Raw genomic sequence first — 21784 nt, forward strand, 5'->3', positions numbered from 1 at the left:
GTATTTTTTGAATCAATCCATTCTCCCAGAAGGAGCAAAGCCCATGAAGGCTATCACCAAACAGACACAGTCGGTCAAACCAGCTGATGTCGAAAAAAAATGGCATATCATTGATGCCACCGATCTGGTTGTTGGCCGCATGTCATCAATCATCGCCAATATCCTGCGCGGCAAGCATAAGCCAAGCTACACCCCGCATGTCGATTGTGGTGATCATGTTATCGTGATCAATGCCGAAAAGGTGAAGTTCACTGGCAATAAGACCAAACAGAAAACCTATTACAAGCACTCCGGCTATCCCGGCGGCATCAGCGGCACGACCGCGGAGAAGATCCTCGAAGGTCGTTTTCCTGAACGTATTGTAGAAAAAGCTGTTGAGCGGATGATCCCAAAGGGTCCTCTTGGTTTCGCACAGATGCGCGCCTTGCACGTCTTCGCTGGTACCGAGCATCCGTATAACGGCCAAAACCCAGTGGCGCTCGACGTCGCTTCGATGAACCGTAAGAATAAGGTGGGCGCATAATGTCTGACGTAAAAACTGATCTCGCTGATCTTAAAGATATTGCCGGTGCGGCTGTAGTGGATGCACCTGTTGCCGCTGATGCGGACGCAGAAGTTGGTGCGGTTGAACCACCCGTATCGACCATGCCATTGCGCGAGCAAGAGCTGGACAAATTTGGCCGTGCTTATGCTACCGGTCGCCGTAAAGATGCGGTTGCCCGTGTATGGCTGAAGCCCGGCAAGGGAACGATCACGGTGAACGGCCGCGATCAGGAAACCTATTTTGCACGCCCGACCTTGCGTCTGGTTCTCAATCAGGTTTTTGCCATTACCGAACGCGAAGGCCAATATGATGTGATTGTTACCGTCAAAGGTGGCGGTCTTTCAGGACAGGCGGGCGCGGTCAAACATGGTATCTCGCAAGCGCTGACCAAATATGAGCCAACGCTTCGCGCGACGGTCAAGGCAGCCGGCTTCCTGACCCGTGACAGCCGTAAGGTTGAGCGTAAGAAATATGGTAAGGCGAAAGCGCGTAAGAGCTTCCAGTTCTCGAAACGTTAAGCGAAACCAAATCGAATTGCGAAAAAGGCGGCCTGCGGGTCGCCTTTTTTTATGGTCTGGAGGATCCGGATTTGGCCAACTCCGGATGGGCGATCACCGCCCGGCTGGAGACGAACAAGATGATCGTGGTCAAGACCGCAGAAATCAGCATCACCCAAGCAGCGCCGATTGTACCGAACATCGGCAAAAATAGGGCCATGAGCAGTCCGAGCGCGACCAGTCCGGCAACCCGCGCCATAAGAGCATTGCGCGCCCGCCCTGCAGCCTGAAGCAGAGGTTCAAGTCCGAGCCCAGCCAGACTGATGATGGTCGAGGCTCCGAGCAGCAGCAAGATCGGGAAGGCAGCCAGATATTCCGGTCCAGAGATGAAAGAAATGAGATACTGGCCAAGCAGCAGCAGTCCGATGAATAGGACAGCGCCGCTCAGCGCGGATACCCGCAGGGACCGCCAGAATAGAGCACGCAATTCCTGTGATTGACCCACTGCGAACAGACGCGACAATTCCGCGAAGAGCGGGCGAGCAAATACCTCCGCTAGGCGATTGAGGCTGTTGGCAAGCTGGTCAGCCAATCGGAACAGTCCAGCCGCGGCCGGCCCAACGAAAAAGCCGACGATTACCACCACTAGGCGTTCGCGGATGACATTGACCAAATAGGCTAGATTGGTGAACAGCAAAAATGCGAGAAATTCTGTCCGGCTTGGCGGTGATGCCGCGATTGCCGTTTCGCTGCTCAGCGGGTGGACAGAATCTCGATGTCGCCAAACCAACAACCACATCACGATAAAGCTGATAAATTCGGAAAGCCCCCATACGATCAGAAACCCCGTCATCGATGGCGTTGTCAGCCATAGGAAGAACGCGCCGATGAAACGCACAATCGGAATGATTGCATCACCAAAAGCATTGCCGCCAAAGCGATCCTGGGCGCGCAATATACCGATTGGTGTGGATCGCACCGACAGGAATACGATGATGCCATAGCCCATGATCGCGCTAACGACCGGATCGCTCCAGGCAAATTGCGATGCGCCATAAGGGAGCATCAACCACAACGCGCCGCAGGCCACCAACCCGCCGATGAACTCGATCCAGAAATTTTGAAATGACAATTTTCGAAAGGCCTGATTCTGTCCGGCCAGCAAATAGGGGACACCAAATTGCACGACGGCTTGCCACGTCTGGAGTTTCAATATGGCGGTGAGAACCTGGACAGCGCCGACAATGACCATGAATTCACCAAAGCCTGAGACGCCCAGGGTCCGGGTCAATATGGCGAGATAGAAAATGCTCATGATCGCGCCAATGCCTTTGGCGGAAAACAGCCAGCTGCTGTTGCGAAACACGCGAATGAGCGGGTCCTCGCTGCGGGACCATTTGGTGAGCCAATTTCGCGACACTATGTTCAACTTTTCCCATATATGATCTGGCGGTTGCGCTTCTCTTTATCGCAAAGTTCAGCTTTTTCTATTCTCTTCTATTGCGAGAGTGACGGTTGAGCAAACCAATGTACGGGGTTGATGACATTCATGACACGATTTTGGGGTGGCTTGCAGGGCGGTCAATGCTAGCGGGGGATTATGAACAAAGATAATCGCACTGCAAACATCGCCAATTTTCTTACCCATCTGGAATGTTCCAAAACCGGAGACAAATTGCCGGTGGGAACCGTACAGAATCTGTCACCCGCGGGCGCTCCCATTTTGGTGCGCTATGACCTTCCGTCGGTCGCTGCCCATCTGACCAAGGATGTGCTGGCCAATCGCCCGCCGGATCTCTGGCGGTATCGCGAACTGCTCCCGGTCGTCAGCGCAAGCAATATCGTCTCGCTCGGTGAAGACATGACGCCCTTGATCGCGCTTGATAACTCGCTTGGATCCAATGTGATCGTCAAGGATGAGGGTCGTCTTCCCACTGGCTCGTTCAAGGCGCGTGGTCTCGTCATGGCGGTATCGATGGCGAAAGAGCTGGGACTGAAACGGCTTGCAATGCCAACCAATGGTAATGCCGGCGCGGCCATGGCGGCTTATGCCAGACGCGCGGGAATGGAAGCATTTGTCTTCTGTCCTGATGATACGCCCGAGGTCAATGTCCGGGAGATTGCCTTGCAAGGCGGCAAGGTCTGGCGGGTGAATGGACTGATCAATGACTGCGGCAAGATCGTCGCCGATGGCGAAGCCGAGATGGGCTGGTTCAACTTATCGACGTTGAAAGAGCCGTACCGGATCGAAGGCAAGAAGACGATGGGACTGGAACTGGTCGAGCAATTGGGCTGGCAAGTACCCGATGTCATTTTCTATCCGACTGGCGGCGGCACTGGCCTGATCGGCATGTGGAAGGCTTTTGACGAACTGGAAGCCATTGGCTTTATTGATTCACGGCGCCCGCGCATGGTCGCTGTGCAGGCGACCGGTTGCGCTCCGATCGTCGACGCGTGGGAAAAGGGGCTCGATCATGCACCGCTTTGGGAAAATGCCCACACCATGGCCGCGGGCATTCGTGTGCCGGTTGCGATCGGCGATTTTCTGATTCTCCGCGCCGTTCGCGAATCCGGTGGATTCGCGATTGCCGTCGAAGATGAAGCGATTGTCGCAGTGCAAAAACGGATTGGACAGGAAGATGGTTTGCTCCTCTGTCCCGAAGGCGCCGCCACGGCAGCTGCCTATCTGCAAGCGCTCGAAAATGGTCTGGTCAGCAAGAGCGACCGCGCGGTGCTGTTCAATTGCGGCAACGGGCTTAAATATCCAATGCCAGCCGCCGATGCTGCTCTTGATCGCCATCAGCCGATCGACTGGAGCGCCATTGCCAGCGCCTGATCGGCTGGTTAAGGCTATCGGCATGAAATGGCTTGTCATATCCGGAATAATGCTCCTCGCTTGCGTCGGCTTTGCTTGGTGGTTTTTTTCACAGCCCGGACCGAAGCAGCTGGATATGGCCAATAATATCATTCCCGGAGATAGCGATGCCAGGTTGCTGGTCGATAGCCAGATATATGATTCCGAGCTTGGCCTGGGTCTCAACATCTGGGTCCCGAAAACGGAAGCGAACCAGCCTTTGCCCGTGGTCGTGTTCATCTACGGCGGCGGCTGGCGAGCCGGAGCCAAAGATCAATATGCTTTCGCGGGCCGGGCGCTGGCCAATCGCGGCTATATGGTCGTTTTGCCCGACTATCGGCTGTACCCCGACACCCGTTTCCCGGGTTTCTTGGAAGATAGCGCAAAGGCCCTTGCCTGGGTACATGACAATATCGGTGAGCATGGCGGCGATGCGGAGCGAATTTTCATTTCGGGACAATCCGCTGGCGCCTATAATGTGATGATGTTGGCCTTGGATCGCCAATGGCTGGGGCGGGAAGGAAAATCGCCGGATTTTATCAAGGGCGTGGCAGCATTGGCCGGACCTTATGATTTCTTCCCTTTTGATTCCGAAACCACGAAACAGAGTTTTGGCGATTATCACGCGCCGGAAATGACTCAGCCGGTAAATTTTGTCCGTGCTGATGCGCCGCCCTTGTGGCTATCGAGCGGCAACAATGACACCCAGGTGAGGCCGCGGAACAGCAAGATCTTGCGAGACAGGATGCTCGAAGTGGGTGGTGATGCTGAATATGTGGAATATCCCGATGTCGATCATCTTGAGATCATGATGGCGCTGGCAAAGCCGTTTCGGCACAAGGCCCCGGTCCTGGATGACATGGTTGCCTTTTTTGAACGCCAGAACTGATTGCATCTTTTGATAGCCGAACCGTTGTTTTTGCAACGTAAAACGGTTGAGATACTGGCACTTTTTGGTTATGCCCGTCCACAGAACAAGGGAATCCGATAGACATGGCTACTTTCACGCTCCCCAAGAATAGTAAGATCCGTAAAACCGGCGAGTTGCACAAAGCCCTCACCGATGGAAAGAAGCGGCCGTTTAAAGTCTATCGTTATGACCCTGATAAGGGCGAAAACCCTCGCTACGATACGTTTGAAATCGATACCGAAGATTGCGGACCAATGGTGCTCGATGCCTTGATCAAGATGAAGTCTGAGCAGGATGCCACGCTGACCTTTCGCCGGTCTTGCCGCGAGGGCATTTGCGGATCTTGTGCGATGAATATCAATGGGAAAAATGGCCTGGCCTGCACCACCGCGATTGAAGATTGCGGCAACAAGGTCACCATTACCCCGCTTCCTCACATGGAAGTGGTCAAGGATCTGGTTCCCGATTTCACCCATTTCTATGCACAATATGCCTCGATCCAGCCATGGCTGAAAACGGTTACACCGACACCTTCGGGCAAAGAACGGCTGCAATCTCCGGAAGATCGCGGCAAATTGGATGGTCTCTACGAGTGCATCCTATGCGCTTGCTGCCAGACCAGTTGTCCGAGCTACTGGTGGAACAGCGACAAGTTTCTTGGCCCCGCAATTTTGCTGCAAGCCTATCGCTGGCTTGCCGATAGCCGTGATGAAATGACCGGCGAGAGACTCGACGAACTGGAAGATCCATTCCGGCTCTATCGCTGTCACACGATCATGAATTGTGCGAACGCCTGTCCGAAGGGTCTGTCCCCGGCCAAGGCGATTGCCGAAATCAAAAAGATGACCGCCGCGCGTGAAATCTGACTGGTCTGCAAGCTCTATCGATGACCGAAGGCACAGGCAATTTTATCATCAGTGAAGCTGATCCGGACTATCCGGGCTGGAACACGTGGGTGCTTGCGGATCCGGACTGCTATAATAGCTTCTTGGGGCGGATGATTGTTCGGCGTGGCGGTGATGGCGTTGGTGAAAATATAGCACGCGTCCGGATGTTTCCGGAAAGAAAGCACCGAAATCTGGGTGATGCGGTGCATGGCGGGACGATGATGGGTTTCATCGACTGTTCTCTGTTCGCCGCGATGCGAGTGCTCGACCTGGGTCCCTCCGGCTATGCAGTGACGTTGGAATTGCAAACGCACTTTCTTGGTGCGGCTCGGATGGATGAACCGCTGGAAGCGCAAGTGGAAGTGACCCGGGAAACAGGCCGTTTTCTATTCATGCGCGGGCTGGTGGTTCAGGGTCAGGATGGGCAGGATAATATGTCCTCCTTTACCGCCATTGTGAAAAAGGCTCCGCGCCAGAAGACAGACTTGCAATGAGCAGTTTCTACCAGCGCTATCAAGAGTTGATCGCGCAGGGAGAGTTGAAGCCCGATGCGGATCAGGATGGCTGCGCGATACGCCTTGCCCGGCTTCAGGAAGAACTAGAAGCGGTGCCGCCGCGAGGCAGTCTCCTTTGGCGCACATTCGCTAAAAAACCGACTTCGCCACAAGGGGTTTACATGTGGGGCGGGGTCGGGCGCGGCAAGTCGATGCTGATGGATCTTTTCTACAATAGTCTCGATATTCGCCGGAAGAAAAGAGCCCATTTTCATGAGTTCATGCTTGATGTGCATGCGCGGTTGAATGTCGAGCGCAAGAAGGAACAGGGTGATCCCGTCATTCCGGTGGCAAAGGCTCTTGCCGGTGAGGGCCGCTTTCTGGCTTTTGATGAAATGGTGGTGAACAATAGCGCGGATGCGATGATCATGTCGCGGCTGTTCACCGGACTGGTCGAAGCGGGGGTGACGATTGTCACGACCTCCAACCGACCGCCGGATGACCTCTATAAAGATGGTCTCAACCGCGAGCATTTTCTGCCATTCATCGAATTGCTCAAAACCCGGCTGGAGGTCATTTCCCTCAACGGCCCAACGGATTACCGGAGAGAACGTCTGGGCGATGTTGATCTGTGGCATGTGCCCAACGGAGAAGCTGCCACCAAGGCGATGAGCGAGGCCTTCTTCCGTCTGACCGACTATCCGCCGGAAGACCGTGAGCATGTTCCCTCTGCGGAGATCGAGGTGCAGGGCGGTCGAAAGCTAATCGTTCCGAAGTCGCTCAAAGGTGTCGGCGTGTTTTCGTTTAAACGGCTTTGCGCGGAAGCCCGCGGTGCTCAGGATTATCTGGCCATCGCCCGCCATTATCATAGCGTCATCATCGTCGGAATTCCTTTGCTGTCCAAAGAGAACCGGAACGAAGCCGCACGCTTTGTCACGCTGATCGATGCGCTATACGAGCACAAGGTCAAGCTTCTGGCTGCCGCAGACGCAGAGCCTGATGCGCTATATCCAGAAGGGGACGGCAGCTTTGAATTTGCCCGAACCGCATCGCGGTTGGTCGAGATGCAGTCTGATGACTATCTCGCTCTGGGTCACGGCGCTGCGGTTTAGAGCAGGCTCAAACTATCCAGGTCCATCGCCATCTGCGCCGGCCTTTCCGCCATTGCGGCGAACATCTTGTCTCCCCGCTCCGTCTGTTCAACATGGAGTGAGGCGTTGATAGCCATGATGAATCCGGAAAAGGCATGGCGGCGATATTCGGTCCAGAACGGGCCGAAGGCGGGGGCTTTGGTTCGTTGCGCTAAATAGGTCTGGACCAAATTCTCTTCCTGATTGCGCCGTTCTGACGGGTCGGCGAAACTGGTGCCGATCATATAGGCGATATCATTGGCAGGATTGCCCAGGGAACAGGTTTGCCAGTCCACCAATGCCGCCAACCTCCCATCCTGATGGAACAATATATTGTCGAGCCGCATATCGCCGTGCGTGATCGCAAGTTCGAGCGGTTCATGCGCAACATAGGATTCGATCCGGTTGATCAATTCTTGTCCTAGGTCGAGAATATCGGATGACAAAAGCGACGCATATCGCTCCCGGAAAACGGCATAGCCATTGGGCAAGCTGTTTTTGAGGAAATCGCTATTGCCTTGACCATGATGCAGCCATTTCAAACTATCAAAGCCCGTTTCCGGCTGAAAACTATGCAATGTAGCGGCTTCCGCTAGCGTGGTTTCGACCTGGATCAACGTGGCTCCGGCCAGTTGATCGCCTTGCGCAGCGGGTGTCATGTCTTCCAGAAGGAGGACAAATTCTTGTTCGTTGTCCGCGATGTCGGCGTGATAGGATTTGGGGCAAAGCGCTTGGCAATCATCGGCAACATCCCGGTACCAACCGACTTCCATATCATAGAGATGGAAGATGGCGGCTGCCCCCCGGCTTACAGGATCGGCGCTGGGACATTTTGCGATGAAGGTTGCAGGGAGATTGCCATCCGACCATTTGCAAGTGAAGCGATAGCTGTCGCAGACTTGACCGGTTCCGACCGGTTCGTGGGTCAGCGATTGGAGCGATCCCGGCGCTGCGTCGAAAACCCTCTCGACGAAAGCGGTTTCGAACTCTTCTGGACGGACAGGAAAGCGAGCGATCATGCCGCTGGATCCATAACGCCGGTCAGGCCACTGCTGGCATGCGGGCCGATGAACAATTGTTCGGCAACACCAATGCCTTGATGGTCTTTGCCATCGATGGTCAGCACCACATCGCTGAGCGCCTGAACATGAATGGTGGTCATATCGATTGCCGGTTCAGGATTGAGAGCGATGACATCATGAGAGACTTCTAGGTCGCCATGATCCATCCCGTGGCCCCAGACAGGATGCAAATAACCGAGGCCAGACATATAGAATGTGCGTGCCGCATTGCCAGTCCGCGGTGTGATGGAGAGCGATCCGTTGCCGGTCTCAAGCTGCACCTGTTTGATGCGGCGGGAGCCGCTGTGATAGCTGAGATCGATGGCCTTGGGTTCGAATTCCAGGGCTTTGCCAGAGATAGTATCGACTACGCCGCGCCGGTTCCATGGCGCTCCTTCGCCGTCGTCATTGCTGTGAAAAAAGCAGCAGTGATCGTCAAAGTTGAGTGGGGTCCAGAGCCACCAGAATTGCGGGAAAGGACCGGTGGGTGGCGGTTGTGACTCCGCGGCGCCAACCGGACGAATGCCCCAGCTGCGATCGCGGGTCCCCCGGCAATTTCCGACGTCAATATCCTGCCCATCGATGGTGACCGTGCCAGACCAGTCGCCGTTTTGCGTCATTCTGGTATAGTCCATCATCAGGCGTGGACCTTCGCGGCGGATGAAACGGGGTTCCTCGATAGGCTGGTGGCGAGCGGAGAATATAATGTCCGCAGTGACCGGACTTTCATTGCCGGCGACCGTTAGCCTAAGTTGCTGAAGCGGTTCAATAATCGTGATGGTGATCGGGCCGACCGTGAGGTCGAGCCGCTCGCTGGACATGCGTTTGGATGCCCGCAGATTATGCTGCTTTCCATCAATCGAAAGGCAAAAGGCGGCATCCATTATGTCGAGTTGCGGATAGATGCCGAGGGCGGCGGCGAAGAAAATATTGCCATCAGCGCTATAGCCGTTGAAGAAATAGCGGTCGTAGAAGTTCCGATTGCCACCGGAAACTGCCATTGGTTCCGGGCTTTGGTGCAACGGATAGTCATCGCCTTTGGTCAGCATATTGTCTCTCCTAACCCGTATCATGGCATTCCCATTTTTCTTTGCAACGCAAAAGATTGGAAGGATTGGAGGCTTGTTTTCCTTTTTGACGATCCCGGACCGGGATCGTCAAAAATCCGATGGGCGGGAATGGCGAGCTTGCCGGTTCCGAGATCGCTACAGCCTGCTAGGATCGCCAATATTGTCCAAATCAACCACACACTATTGCTATTGCGAACTAGTTGCAAAGATAGCAGGTAAAATGATGCTATATGCGGTTGAATTTGTCTTAATTGCGGCCTAATCCTGCCGTTAACGTCCTTTTCGACTCTATTCTTAGGAGAATTTCCCAAAATGGCCCGTAACAAAATTGCGCTGATCGGCGCAGGCATGATCGGCGGCACGCTCGCTCACCTCGCAGCTTCCAAGGAAATGGGCGACGTCGTCCTGTTTGATATTGCCGAGGGCATGCCAGCGGGCAAAGCGCTCGATCTGTCACAGGCCGCTCCGGTCGACGGGTTTGATAGCAATCTTAAAGGCACCAATGATTATGCCGATATTGCTGGCTCCGATGTGATCATCGTGACCGCCGGTGTTGCGCGCAAGCCGGGCATGAGCCGCGATGACCTGATCGGCATCAACCTGAAGGTGATGAAGGCTGTTGGCGAAGGCATTGCTGCCAACGCGCCGGATGCCTTCGTTATCTGCATCACCAACCCGCTCGACGCGATGGTTTGGGCTTTGCGCGAATTTTCCGGACTGCCGCACAACAAGGTGGTCGGCATGGCCGGCGTTCTGGACAGTGCGCGCTTCCGTCACTTCCTGGCGGACGAATTTGAAGTCTCGGTTGAAGATGTCACAGCGTTCGTTCTTGGCGGCCACGGCGATACGATGGTTCCGGTTCCGGCTTACTCGACGGTTGCTGGCATCCCGATCCCCGATCTTATCAAAATGGGCTGGACCACACAGGACAAGATTGACGCAATCGTTGACCGCACCCGCAAGGGCGGCGGCGAGATTGTTGGCCTGCTCGGCAATGGCTCGGCTTATTATGCGCCGGCAACCAGCGCGATCATGATGGCGGAAAGCTATCTCAAGGACAAACGCCGTGTGCTACCAGCCGCCGCGCATCTGACGGGCCAATATGGCGTTGACGATCTCTATGTCGGCGTGCCGGTTATTATCGGCAAAGACGGTGTCGAGAAGATCATCGAAATCGAGCTGAGCGAAGAAGCGCAGGGCAATTTCAACGTGTCGGTCGACGCGGTGAAGGAACTGCTGGTGGCTTGTAAGGCACTGGATTCCAGCCTCGCGTGATCACAAAGCTGCTTCTTGCTTTGCAGGCTGCTGCTGTTTCGACAGCCGCACCCTATCCATCCGGAAACGTTCTGGAGGCGTTTGATGCGGCGTGCCGCAATATCGCCAGCATAGAGGCGGTTGAGACTGATCTGGCGGAGCAGAAGTGGGCGCTGGAAATACCGGCGACGGATAGTCCTTTGGACCGTTTGCTCGCCGTTGGCCGCGCAGGTGCTGCAAAGATATTGGATGAACCCGGCGACAAGATGTCGGATGCGCGCGTCTATACGAAGACGGTGAGCGGCGAGCGGCTAGACATCATTGTCTCGCGCGTCGAATCCAACGGCACGTTCGTGAATGGATGTCGCCTCTACGATGTCGCTGAAACCAGGTCCATTGATCGTGCGGCGGCAGAGCAATGGATTGGCCGCGAGGCGGACAAGACTATCGATCGCGAGGAAATATCCATCGCCAACTGGACGCCGGGCTATGCCGACGGGCATGACAGTTTTGAAATATTTTACGTACCGGAGGGCAGTCCTCTCATTAAACTGACGCAGTTTAACGGGATTGCGCTCAAAGCAGATTTTGTTGGACAGATCAAAAAATGAGCATTTTAATCGACAAGAATACCAAGGTCATCACCCAAGGGATGCGCGGCATCGTTTTCGGAACAATAGCCACTCTCATTGCATTCTCGTCACCGGCGTTAGCCGAGGCCGAAGAAGAATCTCCCAACCTAGTCCCTGCATTTGCAAAAACGTGTTTGATGCCGGGCGTTGCTCATTCTGACCGGATCGCAGCGCTGGCAGCCGATGAGACTTGGGAAACTCAAGAATCGGTATCGTATGATTTGATCGGCCTGCAACCATCACGTGCAATCGGATCAAAGCCCAAGTTCAAGCATTATACCGACGCGGCTCAATGGGACGGCGAGATTGATGGACGCAAGGCAAGTTTTCTGCTTCTGACCTTCAGAGAAAAGTCACGTTTCCGACATGCGTGCGTGTTATTGGTCGAAGGCCTCAGGAACGCGATGCCCTATGGAAGTGATCTAAAAACTGCCTTCAAGGCTTTCGGCGCGGGCGGTAAAAGTGTTGATCTCGTCCATTATTACGAATTTGCCGGAACACTTAAACCGGGGAAACATCCTGTAGAGGCGAAGCAAAAAGTGCACGGGGAGATCTTCTCTCGGTCACAAGCCGGTACAATGAAAGAAACCACGCACATCTACGTTGCATATTGATCGGAGACAAATAACATATGTCCATACTCATAGACAAGAACACCAAAGTTATCACCCAGGGCATGACCGGCAATACCGGTACATTTCATACGGAACAGGCTTTGGCTTATGGCACGCAGATGGTTGCGGGCGTGACGCCGGGCAAGGGCGGCACGACCCACATCGGTCTTCCCAATTATGACACGGTTGCGGAAGCGAAAGACGCGACCGGCGCGACGGCATCGGTTGTATATGTTCCACCGCCATTTGCAGCGGACTCGATCCTTGAAGCGATTGATGCGGAAATTGAACTGATCGTTGCGATTACCGAAGGCGTTCCTGTTCTCGACATGGTGCGCGTCAAGCGCGCGCTGCAGGGCAGCAAATCTCGTCTCATCGGTCCGAACTGCCCTGGCGTTTTGACCCCGGACGAATGCAAGATCGGCATCATGCCCGGCAGCATCTTCCAGAAAGGCTCCGTCGGTGTGGTTTCCCGCTCTGGCACGCTGACCTATGAAGCCGTGCACCAGACGACAGCGGTTGGCCTTGGCCAGACCACTGCGGTCGGCATTGGTGGTGACCCGGTCAACGGCACCAACTTCATCGACGTGCTGGAATTGTTCCTGGCCGATGATGAAACCAAATCGATGATCATGATTGGTGAAATTGGCGGCAGCGCCGAAGAAGAAGCGGCGCAATTCCTCGCTGACGAAGCCAAGAAGGGCCGTTCGAAACCAACCGTTGGTTTCATTGCCGGTCTGACGGCGCCTCCGGGACGCCGCATGGGCCATGCGGGTGCGATTGTGTCCGGCGGCAAAGGCGGCGCGGAAGACAAGATTGCGGCGATGGAAGCAGCCGGTATCCGCGTGTCACCAAGCCCGTCAGAGCTTGGCACCACATTGGATGCGATGCTGAAAGAGCTAGTCTAGATTATTTGGGCCTCTGCGCGAGCAGAGGCCACCCTCCCCAAGGAAATGATCATGGGTTTTGAAGGTCAAGAATTTCTCGAATCAGAAAAAGAGCCCGGCCCGAGCTGGCAGCGCAAGCATTGGCCGATTGATGATGCCGATGAACTGAACAGCGCGCTCGATCCCACACAAATGGGTATCGAGATCAAGGCGGCTGCGGCGAAATCCGGCAAAGCGATGTCCGACGCCGAAGTTGGCGTGGCGGCGGAAAAGTCCATCCGTGCGATGATGCTGATCCGCACCTATCGGGTGCGCGGACATCTTGGTGCAAATCTGGATCCGCTTGGCCTGTCGAAGCTGGAACAGCCGGCTGACCTGACTCCCGAATTTCATGGCTTTACCGCCGATGAAATGGACAAGCAGATCTTTCTGGGCGGCGTTTTGGGTTTTGAAACCGCTACTATTCGGGAAATCGAAGCCGTGCTCCGCGCCAATTATTGCGGGTCGGTTGGCCTCGAATATATGCATATTGCCGACATCGAGGAACGGCGCTTCCTGCAGGACCGGATGGAAGGCAAGGATGCCGAGATCCACTTTACGCCGGAAGGCAAGAAGGCGATCCTCAACAAGGTGATCGAAGGCGAGGAATATGAAAATTTCCTCGGCAAGAAATATGTCGGAACCAAGCGTTTCGGCCTCGACGGCGGCGAATCCATGCTGCCTGCGCTGGAAAATATCATCAAAAACGGCGGTGCCGCCGGTGTCCGCGACATTGTCTATGGCATGGCCCATCGTGGCCGCCTGAACATTCTCGCCAATGTGATGGCCAAGCCTTATAAAGTGATCTTCCACGAATTTCATGGCGGCTCGGCCAATCCCGACGATGTCGGTGGTTCGGGCGATGTGAAATATCATCTAGGCACCAGCACCGACCGCGAATTTGACGGCATCAATGTGCATATGAGCCTGGTGCCGAATCCATCGCATCTCGAAGCGGTGGATCCAGTGGTTCTCGGCAAGGTGCGCGCCCAGCAAGTGGCGCGCGATGATCTGGAAAAACATGATCAGGTCCTGCCGGTACTGATTCACGGCGATGCCGCCTTTGCTGGGCAAGGCATCGTCTGGGAATGCCTCGGCTTCTCTGGCATCCGCGGTTATAATACGGGTGGTTGTATCCACTTTGTGATCAACAACCAGATCGGCTTCACAACCAGCCCGCAATTTGCGCGCTCGTCACCCTATCCTTCCGATGTCGCCAAAGGCGTGCAGGCGCCGATATTCCATGTGAATGGCGATGATCCGGAAGCGGTGACCTTTGCCTGCAAAATCGCGATTGAATTTCGCCAGCGCTTCGGTCGCGATATCGTGATCGACATGTGGTGCTATCGCCGTTTTGGCCATAATGAAGGCGACGAACCGAGCTTCACCCAGCCGGTCATGTATGCCGCGATCAAGAAACATCCAAAGGTCAGCAAGCTTTATGAACAGCGGCTGGTTGAGGAGGGCGTGATCGATGCGGATTGGGGCCCGGCCACGCGCACGGCATTTTCCGAACATCTCGAAACCGAATTTCAGGCGGCGGCTGACTATAAAGCCGACAAGGCCGACTGGTTCGGCGGTCGTTGGCAGGGCTTGCATATTCCAGCCGATCCGGAAAGCGCGCGGCGCAATGTGGAAACGGCGATCGACAGCAAATTGTTTGACAGTCTGGGCCGGACATTGACCACCGTTCCTGACGGGCATCGGATTCACAAGACTTTGGGCCGCGTTCTTGATGCGAAAGCCAAGATGTTCAAAACCGGCGAGAATTTCGACTGGGCAACCGGCGAGGCGCTGGCCTACGGGTCGCTTGTGTCCGAAGGCTATAACATCCGTCTGTCGGGTCAGGATAGCGGGCGCGGGACCTTTTCCCAGCGGCACTCGGTCTGGGTCGATCAGGATACGGAAGAAAAATATATTCCGCTCAGCACCGTGCCGCATGGCCGGTTCGAAGTGCTGGACAGCCCGCTCTCCGAATATGGCGTGCTTGGTTTTGAATATGGCTATGCCGGTGCCGACCCGAAAACATTGGTGCTCTGGGAAGCGCAATTTGGCGATTTTGCCAATGGCGCACAGATCATGATCGACCAGTTCATTGCGTCGGGTGAAGCCAAATGGTTGCGCGCCAATGGTCTGGTGATGCTGTTGCCCCATGGTTATGAAGGCCAGGGTCCGGAACATAGTTCGGCGCGGCTCGAACGGTTCCTGCAATTGTGCGCACAGGATAATATCCAGGTCGCGAATATCACCAGTCCGGCCAATTATTTCCACATATTGCGTCGTCAGATGCTGCGGTCTTTCCGCAAGCCTTTGGTGATCATGACACCCAAATCGTTGCTGCGGCACAAGATGGCGGTATCGAAAGCGGAAGAATTTCAGGGCGACAAGCATTTCATGCGGATATTGTCCGACACCAATCCGCCGGCCGACAAAGATGTGAAACGTCTCGTGCTCTGTTCGGGCAAGGTCGCTTATGACCTGATCGAGGCGCGCGATGCGGCGGGCGACAAGAATACCGCCATTGTACGGATCGAACAGCTTTATCCGTTCCCCGGCGAACCTTTGGTGGTCCGCCTGAAACGGATGAAAAATCTTGAGACGGTCATCTGGGCCCAAGAAGAGCCAAAGAATAATGGCAGTTGGTATTTTGTCCGTTCCTATCTTGAAGACTGTCTGAAGGAAGCGGGCGTTGACACGGCCGATCTGGATTATGCCGGACGAGCCGCAGCGGCGTCGCCGGCAACCGGTCTCGCCTCTCGGCACAAGCAGCAGCAGGCCCAGCTGCTCGCCGAAGCACTCGGGCATGAAGTAACGTAAGATTTAAGGCCGTTCGCCTGCCTCGGCAGGCACAGATGAAGCTACGAAAGCAGAGTAGAAATTATGGCAACAGAAGTAACAGTCCCGGTATTGGGCGAATCGATCACCGAAGCGACTCTGGGCGAATGGCTCAAGCAACCGGGCGAAGCGGTTGCCGCCGATGAACCCATTGCCAGTCTGGAAACCGACAAAGTGGCGCTGGAAGTGCCCGCGCCGCAAGCCGGTGTCATGGGCGCGCATCAGGTCGCTGTCGGAGACACGGTTGAAGTGGGCGCGGTGATTGGCACGATCGAAGCAGGAAGCGGCGCGGCGGCCCAGTCAGCCCCGAAAGCGGCAGCGGCACCGGCTACGGCGGAAACCAAAGCAGAAGAATCCGACGCCTCGATCACCTTGTCCCCGTCGGTTCGCCGTCTGGTGCTGGAACATGGTGTCGACCCGAGCCAGATTAACGGCACCGGCAAGGATGGCCGACTGACCAAGGCGGATGTCGAGCAATATGTGAAGTCCGGTGCGCAACAGGCACAGACGCCGCTGGCTGAAAAAGGCACGGCCAAAGGCGCGCAGGCCCCGTTGGCATCTACATCTTCCGGCAATCGCAATGAAGAGCGGGTACGGATGACCCGCCTGCGTCAGACCGTCGCGCGGCGCCTGAAAGAGGCGCAGGATACAGCGGCTCTGCTCACTACATTCAACGATGTCGATATGACCGCGGTGATCGAGACGCGCAGCAAATATAAAGAGCTATTTGCCAAGAAACATGGCGTAAAGCTTGGCTTCATGGGCTTCTTCGTCAAGGCGGCCTGCATGGCGCTCAAAGACGTGCCCTCGGTCAATGCGCAGATTGATGGCGATGAGATTGTCTATCATGATTATGCCGACATTTCGGTTGCCGTGAGCGCGCCTACAGGATTGGTGGTTCCGGTTATTCGCAACGCCGAAGCAATGAGTTTCGCCGATGTTGAGAATAGCATCGGTGATTTTGGCAAGCGGGCCAAGGACGGCACGATGACCATGGCGGATATGAAGGGCGGTACCTTCACCATCTCCAACGGCGGTGTGTTCGGCTCGCTGATGTCGACTCCGATCATCAACCCGCCGCAATCGGCTGTTCTGGGCTTGCACCGCATCGACCAGCGTCCGGTGGTGATGCCCGATGGTTCGATTCAGGCCCGTCCGATGATGTATCTGGCGCTCAGCTATGATCATCGTCTGATCGACGGTCGCGAAGCGGTGACCTTCCTCGTCCGCATCAAGGAAGCGATCGAGGATCCGGCGCGGCTTTTAATTGATCTTTAGTTTCACGCGTCATGCTGATCTTGTGTCAGGATGACGGACCAAGAGGTATGACATGACCGATAAATTTGACTATGATCTTCTGGTAATAGGCTCTGGCCCCGGCGGCTATGTTGCTGCGATCCGGGCGGCGCAACTGGGTCTCAAAACCGCTTGTGTGGAAAGCCGCGAGACGCTTGGCGGCACCTGCCTCAACGTCGGGTGTATCCCCTCAAAGGCGATGCTCCACGCGTCCGAACTTTATCACGAAGCCCATAGCGGCGGGCTGGAGAAATTTGGCGTGAAGCTGACCGGTGCCAAGCTGGACCTGAAGCAAATGCTGGCCGAGAAATTGAAAGCGGTCGAGGAACTGACCGGCGGTATCGCCTTTTTGTTCAAGAAGAACAAGGTCGACTGGATCAAGGGTCGCGGCGCGTTTGAAAGCGCCAATAGCGTCAAGGTCGGCGACAAGAGCTACACCGCGAAAAACGTTCTGATTGCAACCGGCTCTTCGGTCACCCCCTTGCCCGGCATCGATGTCGACAATAGCAAACATGTGGTGGTCGACAGCACCGGGGCGCTCGAACTGCCGAAAGTGCCGGGTCATATGGTTGTCATCGGCGGCGGCGTGATCGGTCTCGAACTGGGTTCCGTCTGGCTCCGTCTCGGTGCGAAGGTCACGGTTGTCGAATATCTCGACAAGATCCTGCCCGGCATGGATGGCGATATCCGCAAGGACAGCGCGCGAATTTTCAAGAAGCAGGGCTTTGACATCAAGACCGGAACCAAGGTCACCGGCTGCACCGTCAAGGGCAAGAAAGCGACGCTCACCATGGAACCGGCCAAGGGCGGGGACAGCGAGACGATGGAAGCCGATGTTGTGCTGGTCGCCATTGGTCGTCGGCCGAATATTGACGGTCTGGCGCTCGAAAATTCCGGTGTGGCAACCAATGACCGTGGCCAGATTGAAGTCGGTCATGATTTCCAGACCGCGGTACCCGGCGTTTATGCGATTGGCGATGTAACCCCTGGCCCGATGCTCGCGCACAAGGCTGAAGATGAAGGCATTGCCGCAGCCGAATTTGTCGCCGGACAGCAGGGCATCGTGAACCACGACCTGATTCCCGGCGTCGTCTATACCCATCCCGAGATTGCCAGCATTGGCAAGACCGAGGAAGAGGTGAAGGACAGCGGCACGGACTATAAGGTCGGCAAATTCCCTTTCGCGGGCAACAGCCGTGCAAAGACCAATCGCGATACCGAGGGCTATGTCAAAATCATCTCGGACGCCAAAACCGACCGCGTTCTGGGCGCCCATATCATCTCGTCGCTCGCCGGCACGATGATCGCGCAGGTTACCCAGGCGATGGAATTTGGCGCGACGTCCGAAGATATTGCCTATACCTGTCACGCCCATCCTACGCATTCGGAAGCGATCAAGGAAGCGGCGATGGCGGTGCAGGGCAAGCCCATCCATATGTAATCTATGTGATGGCCCAAGCGTTAAGACGTCTGTCCGGACTGATTATCGCGGTCCTCGCGGGTTGCATCTATATGGGCTTGGCCGAGGCCCCGCGGTCCTATTTGCTGGTCAATGGGGGCGCTCTTGTTTGCGCCATCGGCTTCGCCACATTTCTGAAGCGTCCCAGTCCAGGTTTGGGAACCATTGCATTGACTGGCATTGCGGTGCTGTTCTGTATCGCAACGCTTTTCAGCCGCATTGAAATGGAGGGAGTCCAACGCTGGATTGGCATGGGGCCGATCAGATTGCATGCTGGCTTGCTTTTGCTCCCCGTGATTGTTTCTTTCTTGCCAGATCTGCGCAAAATATTGGCGTTGCTGGCAGTTTTCGTACTTGGCCTGACGATATCTCTGCAACCCGACAGAGCAGCTGCGGTCGCGTTGCTTCTAGGCGTGTTGACGCTGGCAACGGCAAAGCGCGACCGTTGGTCTTTCGGGATGCTGGCCGTTGCCGCCATGGGTTGCGTGGGCGCATTCTGGCAGCAAGACCCGCTTCAGCCGGTTCAATTTGTCGAATATGTGGTGATCGATGCCTGGCAATTCCATCCATTGATCGCGATCATTCTCTCTGGTGCTCTGATGCTTGCATTTGTGCTGCCCTTGAGGGGTTTGGGTCTTAGAAATAATATTCATCTGTTCGCTGCGATGGCGACAATCATGGGCTTTGCGATCATGTCTCTGCTTGGACCCTATCCGACACCGCTTATTGGATATGGTGCTTCCGCCATTATCGGATATGGCTTGGTTTTGGGGTTGGCGACGAGTCGTGAAATCGTGCGGGGCAATGGATCATGAATTCAACGATATTATATAATGCGCTGGGTTGGCTGGACCTGTTCGGCATCGGAGTCTTTGCGATATCCGGAGCCTTGGTCGCGGCGCGTAACCGTCAAACATTGGTGACCTTTGCCTTTTTCGCTTTGGTCACCGGGGTTGGCGGCGGCACGGTTCGCGATCTGTTGATCGGCGCGCCGGTTTTCTGGGTGCAGGATGCCCGGGTGCCGATTCTTTGTCTCGGCATAGCCTTGCTAATCTGGATCACGCCGGTCAAATTCTGGCGCCCGGCGGCGGTAGACTGGTTCGATGCTATCGGTCTGGCGGCATATTCGGTTTTCGGAGCAGCCAAGGCTTTGCAACTGGGGATCGATCCGGTGCCTGCGGCGATCATGGGAATCATCACCGCCTGCGTTGGCGGGGTGATCCGCGACCTGATTTCCGGAGAGCCTTCGATCATCGTCCGGCCCGAACTTTATGTCACCGCCGGCGCTCTGTCCGCCTTTGTCTTCGTCCTGCTGGCGCAAACCGGCGTGCCGGGGTTCATCGCGGCGTTGATTGCCTTTGTCGCTGGTTTCGCCTTGCGCGCCGTGGCCATTGTCAAAGGCCTGTCGTTGCCAGCCTATCGCGGATCGGAAGATAAGGAGTAGCGGAGAAGATTTTCGACCCAGCCATCCGGCGCCAACCTGTTCCGCTGCACGTTGATCCCGCACTCCAGACATAGGGCCTGCACATCTTCACGTGCAAGCAAGCCTTGTGCGGTTGCCAAGGCGTCACCGAACATCGCCTTTTGACGTTGTGCGGCCCAACCCACCACACCGGTGATGGGCGCGCTTTCTTTCTGGACGAAGGGAATGCCGCTAAAGGGCAGCAAACCGAGACTATCTTGTGGATCGAGATATTGGGCGTGATAATCACCCTCCGCTAAGCCTGCCCGTTTGGCGGCCTCGGCAAGCGCTTCGGTCATGCCGCCAAAGCCGTCAACCAGACCCAATTGCCTTGCCGTACCTCCATCCCAAACGCGGCCCTGCCCGATGCCATCAACCTCTTCGGCTGTCTTGCCACGCGCGGCCGACACCAGTTTGATAAAGTCGCTATAGCTGTCTTCGACCCCTGCCTGTAAAATGGCATTGAGGTCTTCGCTGAAGCCGCCCACGAAATCAGGTTCGCCGGATATCGGTGTGGTGCGCACGCCATCGGCGGTAACACCCCATTGCGCCAACGCCTTTTCGAAGCTCGGTAGAACCGCGAAGACACCGATGGACCCGGTGATAGTCTCGGGTTCGGCAAAAATATGGTCGCCTGCCGTGGCGATCCAATAGCCGCCACTGGCTGCAACATCGCCCATTGAAATGACGATGGGTAGCTTCTTTTTCTTGGCTTCCAGCAAGGCGAGACGAATCTCTTCACTGGCATAGGCCGAGCCGCCGGGTGAATCAACGCGCACAACCAGTGCCTTTATTTCGTCTTCATCCAATGCCGTATAAATCTGTTCGGCAATCCGCCCGCTGGCGGCCATGCCGGGGCCACTTGATCCGCCGACAATTTCACCCGCCACCGTGATAACCCCGATGGGGGAGCCATCTGTGTCGACAGGATTTCCGGCAACAAAATCATCAAAATCTATGCTTTTGAAACTGTCTGGCGCGGGTGTTTCGTCGACGCCCACTTGCTCCGCTACAAACCTATCAAAGGCGGTTTTATCGCCTAGCTTGTCGATGAGCTTCTGCTGTATCGCAACGTCGGCATAGTCCCCGCCTGCAGCGGTGACAAAGGCGGCGGGGTCATCGGCAAAGGACTTGACCATGGCCTGTGGCCGCGCCTTTTTGATTTCGGCAAGCCAGCTTTCCCACAACACGCCATAAAGCGCTTCGGATGCTTCTTTGGCAGCTGATGATTGATCGGCGCGCATATAGGGTTCGACCGCGCTCTTATATGTGCCAACGCGATAGATATTGGCGGTCACTCCCAACCGGTCGATCAGGCCCTTGTAATAGAGTCGGCTGCCGCCGGGCCCTGCAAAGATAATCCCGCCCATCGGATCCATCCAGATTTCGCTCGCATGAGCGGCCAGTTGATAGCTGTCATCGCTGAAGAAACTGGCGAAAGCATAGATGGGTTTGCCTGCTTTTTTTGCCCGGGCCAGTGCATCGCCGACATCGGTCAGGCTGGTCTGGCCGCCACCGACGAAACCGCTGAGGTCCAGGACAATTGCCTTGACGCGATCGTCCTCCACCGTTGCATCAATCGCGTGGACGACATCCCGCAAGCGATATTCGCGCAGGCTGTTGCTGCCATTGCTGGCGAGGAAATCCTCGAAGGTCGGCGCCGCCGGTTCCTCGACAATCACGCCACTCAGATCGAGCAGAAGCGCGCCGTCGCGGATCGCGCCGCTATTGGGTTGGGAGGATAGTATCGTATAGAGCGCGCCGAAGAACAAAAGCATGGCAATCAGGACCATGCCGTCCTTTACCGCGACCAGAAATTTCCATGCTGCCCGCGCAAATTGCATATTCATACCCCTGTT

At 55.8% G+C, this 21784-nt stretch carries 20 protein-coding genes; 16 read left to right on the plus strand and 4 right to left on the minus strand.

Going from position 1 to position 21784, the window contains the following annotated elements; translation table 11 throughout:
- Nucleotides 1-43: 43 nt before the first annotated feature.
- Nucleotides 44-523, plus strand: coding sequence for a 50S ribosomal protein L13 (gene rplM / locus ABJV08_RS03335; protein ID WP_348041720.1), 480 nt, complete (start codon nucleotides 44-46; stop codon nucleotides 521-523).
- Nucleotides 523-1062 carry a 30S ribosomal protein S9 gene (rpsI, locus tag ABJV08_RS03340; RefSeq protein WP_348041718.1) on the plus strand — a complete coding sequence of 180 codons (540 nt, stop codon included), beginning with the start codon at nucleotides 523-525 and terminating at the stop codon, nucleotides 1060-1062. Before rplM ends, rpsI begins: the two co-directional genes overlap by 1 nt.
- Nucleotides 1063-1111: 49 nt before the next feature.
- Here the strand turns inward: rpsI and ABJV08_RS03345 are convergent, their stop codons facing one another.
- Nucleotides 1112-2461, minus strand: coding sequence for an oligosaccharide flippase family protein (locus ABJV08_RS03345; RefSeq protein ID WP_348041716.1), 1350 nt, complete (start codon nucleotides 2459-2461; stop codon nucleotides 1112-1114).
- Nucleotides 2462-2641: 180 nt separating this feature from the next.
- On the opposite strand from ABJV08_RS03345, the gene ABJV08_RS03350 reads away from it, so the two are divergent.
- The 5 genes from ABJV08_RS03350 to zapE all read left to right on the plus strand — a co-directional run bounded on the left by ABJV08_RS03350 (nucleotide 2642) and on the right by zapE (nucleotide 7298).
- The gene (locus ABJV08_RS03350) at nucleotides 2642-3877 is read left to right on the plus strand and encodes a threonine synthase (RefSeq protein ID WP_348041714.1); all 1236 of its coding nucleotides are present in this window, start codon (nucleotides 2642-2644) and stop codon (nucleotides 3875-3877) included.
- Between the two features lie 22 nt (nucleotides 3878-3899).
- On the plus strand, nucleotides 3900-4784 hold the full coding sequence (locus ABJV08_RS03355) for an alpha/beta hydrolase (protein WP_348041712.1): 885 nt from the start codon (nucleotides 3900-3902) through the stop codon (nucleotides 4782-4784).
- A gap of 104 nt (nucleotides 4785-4888) precedes the next feature.
- A complete protein-coding gene (locus ABJV08_RS03360; protein ID WP_348041710.1) occupies nucleotides 4889-5671 on the plus strand; it encodes a succinate dehydrogenase iron-sulfur subunit in 783 nt (260 codons plus the stop codon).
- A 20-nt stretch (nucleotides 5672-5691) separates the two neighbouring features.
- Entirely contained in the window at nucleotides 5692-6186 is a 495-nt protein-coding gene (locus tag ABJV08_RS03365; RefSeq protein ID WP_348041708.1) for a PaaI family thioesterase, read from the plus strand.
- Nucleotides 6183-7298 carry a cell division protein ZapE gene (zapE, locus tag ABJV08_RS03370; protein WP_348041706.1) on the plus strand — a complete coding sequence of 372 codons (1116 nt, stop codon included), beginning with the start codon at nucleotides 6183-6185 and terminating at the stop codon, nucleotides 7296-7298. Before ABJV08_RS03365 ends, zapE begins: the two co-directional genes overlap by 4 nt.
- On the opposite strand, the gene ABJV08_RS03375 is transcribed toward zapE, so the two are convergent.
- Both ABJV08_RS03375 and ABJV08_RS03380 read right to left on the minus strand, forming a co-directional pair.
- Nucleotides 7295-8335 carry a phosphotransferase gene (locus ABJV08_RS03375; protein ID WP_348041704.1) on the minus strand — a complete coding sequence of 347 codons (1041 nt, stop codon included), beginning with the start codon at nucleotides 8333-8335 and terminating at the stop codon, nucleotides 7295-7297. The two genes, zapE and ABJV08_RS03375, sit on opposite strands and share 4 nt — an antisense overlap.
- Nucleotides 8332-9426: a hypothetical protein gene (locus tag ABJV08_RS03380; RefSeq protein WP_348041702.1), complete on the minus strand. Its 1095-nt coding sequence runs from the start codon at nucleotides 9424-9426 to the stop codon at nucleotides 8332-8334. The genes ABJV08_RS03375 and ABJV08_RS03380 overlap by 4 nt, the downstream gene beginning before the upstream one ends.
- 333 nt (nucleotides 9427-9759) lie before the next feature.
- Here ABJV08_RS03380 and mdh point away from each other — a divergent pair, with 333 nt between their 5' ends.
- From mdh to ABJV08_RS03425, 9 genes are all read left to right on the plus strand, one after another.
- Nucleotides 9760-10722, plus strand: coding sequence for a malate dehydrogenase (gene mdh, locus ABJV08_RS03385; RefSeq protein ID WP_348041700.1), 963 nt, complete (start codon nucleotides 9760-9762; stop codon nucleotides 10720-10722).
- Nucleotides 10719-11312 (plus strand): hypothetical protein, encoded by a 594-nt coding sequence (locus ABJV08_RS03390; RefSeq protein WP_348041698.1) that lies wholly within the window; start codon nucleotides 10719-10721, stop codon nucleotides 11310-11312. The genes mdh and ABJV08_RS03390 overlap by 4 nt, the downstream gene beginning before the upstream one ends.
- Entirely contained in the window at nucleotides 11309-11947 is a 639-nt protein-coding gene (locus ABJV08_RS03395) for a hypothetical protein (RefSeq protein WP_348041696.1), read from the plus strand. The genes ABJV08_RS03390 and ABJV08_RS03395 overlap by 4 nt, the downstream gene beginning before the upstream one ends.
- A gap of 17 nt (nucleotides 11948-11964) precedes the next feature.
- Complete coding sequence (sucD, locus tag ABJV08_RS03400; RefSeq protein WP_348041694.1) at nucleotides 11965-12855, plus strand: succinate--CoA ligase subunit alpha; 891 nt, start codon at nucleotides 11965-11967, stop codon at nucleotides 12853-12855.
- A gap of 51 nt (nucleotides 12856-12906) precedes the next feature.
- Nucleotides 12907-15690 (plus strand): 2-oxoglutarate dehydrogenase E1 component, encoded by a 2784-nt coding sequence (locus tag ABJV08_RS03405; RefSeq protein WP_348041692.1) that lies wholly within the window; start codon nucleotides 12907-12909, stop codon nucleotides 15688-15690.
- Nucleotides 15691-15753: 63 nt separating this feature from the next.
- On the plus strand, nucleotides 15754-16986 hold the full coding sequence (gene odhB, locus ABJV08_RS03410) for a 2-oxoglutarate dehydrogenase complex dihydrolipoyllysine-residue succinyltransferase (protein ID WP_348041690.1): 1233 nt from the start codon (nucleotides 15754-15756) through the stop codon (nucleotides 16984-16986).
- A 52-nt stretch (nucleotides 16987-17038) separates the two neighbouring features.
- Complete coding sequence (gene lpdA / locus ABJV08_RS03415) at nucleotides 17039-18445, plus strand: dihydrolipoyl dehydrogenase (protein WP_348041688.1); 1407 nt, start codon at nucleotides 17039-17041, stop codon at nucleotides 18443-18445.
- An 8-nt stretch (nucleotides 18446-18453) separates the two neighbouring features.
- Nucleotides 18454-19278 (plus strand): hypothetical protein, encoded by an 825-nt coding sequence (locus ABJV08_RS03420; RefSeq protein ID WP_348041686.1) that lies wholly within the window; start codon nucleotides 18454-18456, stop codon nucleotides 19276-19278.
- Nucleotides 19275-19907 (plus strand): trimeric intracellular cation channel family protein, encoded by a 633-nt coding sequence (locus tag ABJV08_RS03425; protein ID WP_348041684.1) that lies wholly within the window; start codon nucleotides 19275-19277, stop codon nucleotides 19905-19907. The genes ABJV08_RS03420 and ABJV08_RS03425 overlap by 4 nt, the downstream gene beginning before the upstream one ends.
- Here ABJV08_RS03425 and sppA read toward each other — a convergent pair.
- Nucleotides 19880-21769: a signal peptide peptidase SppA gene (sppA, locus tag ABJV08_RS03430; RefSeq protein WP_348041682.1), complete on the minus strand. Its 1890-nt coding sequence runs from the start codon at nucleotides 21767-21769 to the stop codon at nucleotides 19880-19882. The two genes, ABJV08_RS03425 and sppA, sit on opposite strands and share 28 nt — an antisense overlap.
- Between the last annotated feature and the right edge of the window lie 15 nt (nucleotides 21770-21784).

This window comes from Parasphingorhabdus sp. (assembly GCF_039982395.1).
In the GTDB taxonomy this organism is placed as follows: domain Bacteria; phylum Pseudomonadota; class Alphaproteobacteria; order Sphingomonadales; family Sphingomonadaceae; genus Parasphingorhabdus.

What these genes read in the sequence shown, in the direction of transcription:
- rplM (WP_348041720.1), top strand. Translation starts at nt 44, where the DNA reads ATGAAGGCTATCACCAAACAGACACAGTCGGTCAAACCAGCTGATGTC.
- rpsI (WP_348041718.1), top strand. Translation starts at nt 523, where the DNA reads ATGTCTGACGTAAAAACTGATCTCGCTGATCTTAAAGATATTGCCGGT.
- ABJV08_RS03350 (WP_348041714.1), top strand. Translation starts at nt 2,642, where the DNA reads ATGAACAAAGATAATCGCACTGCAAACATCGCCAATTTTCTTACCCAT.
- ABJV08_RS03355 (WP_348041712.1), top strand. Translation starts at nt 3,900, where the DNA reads ATGAAATGGCTTGTCATATCCGGAATAATGCTCCTCGCTTGCGTCGGC.
- ABJV08_RS03360 (WP_348041710.1), top strand. Translation starts at nt 4,889, where the DNA reads ATGGCTACTTTCACGCTCCCCAAGAATAGTAAGATCCGTAAAACCGGC.
- ABJV08_RS03365 (WP_348041708.1), top strand. Translation starts at nt 5,692, where the DNA reads ATGACCGAAGGCACAGGCAATTTTATCATCAGTGAAGCTGATCCGGAC.
- zapE (WP_348041706.1), top strand. Translation starts at nt 6,183, where the DNA reads ATGAGCAGTTTCTACCAGCGCTATCAAGAGTTGATCGCGCAGGGAGAG.
- ABJV08_RS03375 (WP_348041704.1), bottom strand. Translation starts at nt 8,335, where the DNA reads ATGATCGCTCGCTTTCCTGTCCGTCCAGAAGAGTTCGAAACCGCTTTC.
- ABJV08_RS03380 (WP_348041702.1), bottom strand. Translation starts at nt 9,426, where the DNA reads ATGCTGACCAAAGGCGATGACTATCCGTTGCACCAAAGCCCGGAACCA.
- mdh (WP_348041700.1), top strand. Translation starts at nt 9,760, where the DNA reads ATGGCCCGTAACAAAATTGCGCTGATCGGCGCAGGCATGATCGGCGGC.
- ABJV08_RS03395 (WP_348041696.1), top strand. Translation starts at nt 11,309, where the DNA reads ATGAGCATTTTAATCGACAAGAATACCAAGGTCATCACCCAAGGGATG.
- sucD (WP_348041694.1), top strand. Translation starts at nt 11,965, where the DNA reads ATGTCCATACTCATAGACAAGAACACCAAAGTTATCACCCAGGGCATG.
- ABJV08_RS03405 (WP_348041692.1), top strand. Translation starts at nt 12,907, where the DNA reads ATGGGTTTTGAAGGTCAAGAATTTCTCGAATCAGAAAAAGAGCCCGGC.
- odhB (WP_348041690.1), top strand. Translation starts at nt 15,754, where the DNA reads ATGGCAACAGAAGTAACAGTCCCGGTATTGGGCGAATCGATCACCGAA.
- lpdA (WP_348041688.1), top strand. Translation starts at nt 17,039, where the DNA reads ATGACCGATAAATTTGACTATGATCTTCTGGTAATAGGCTCTGGCCCC.
- ABJV08_RS03420 (WP_348041686.1), top strand. Translation starts at nt 18,454, where the DNA reads ATGGCCCAAGCGTTAAGACGTCTGTCCGGACTGATTATCGCGGTCCTC.
- ABJV08_RS03425 (WP_348041684.1), top strand. Translation starts at nt 19,275, where the DNA reads ATGAATTCAACGATATTATATAATGCGCTGGGTTGGCTGGACCTGTTC.
- sppA (WP_348041682.1), bottom strand. Translation starts at nt 21,769, where the DNA reads ATGCAATTTGCGCGGGCAGCATGGAAATTTCTGGTCGCGGTAAAGGAC.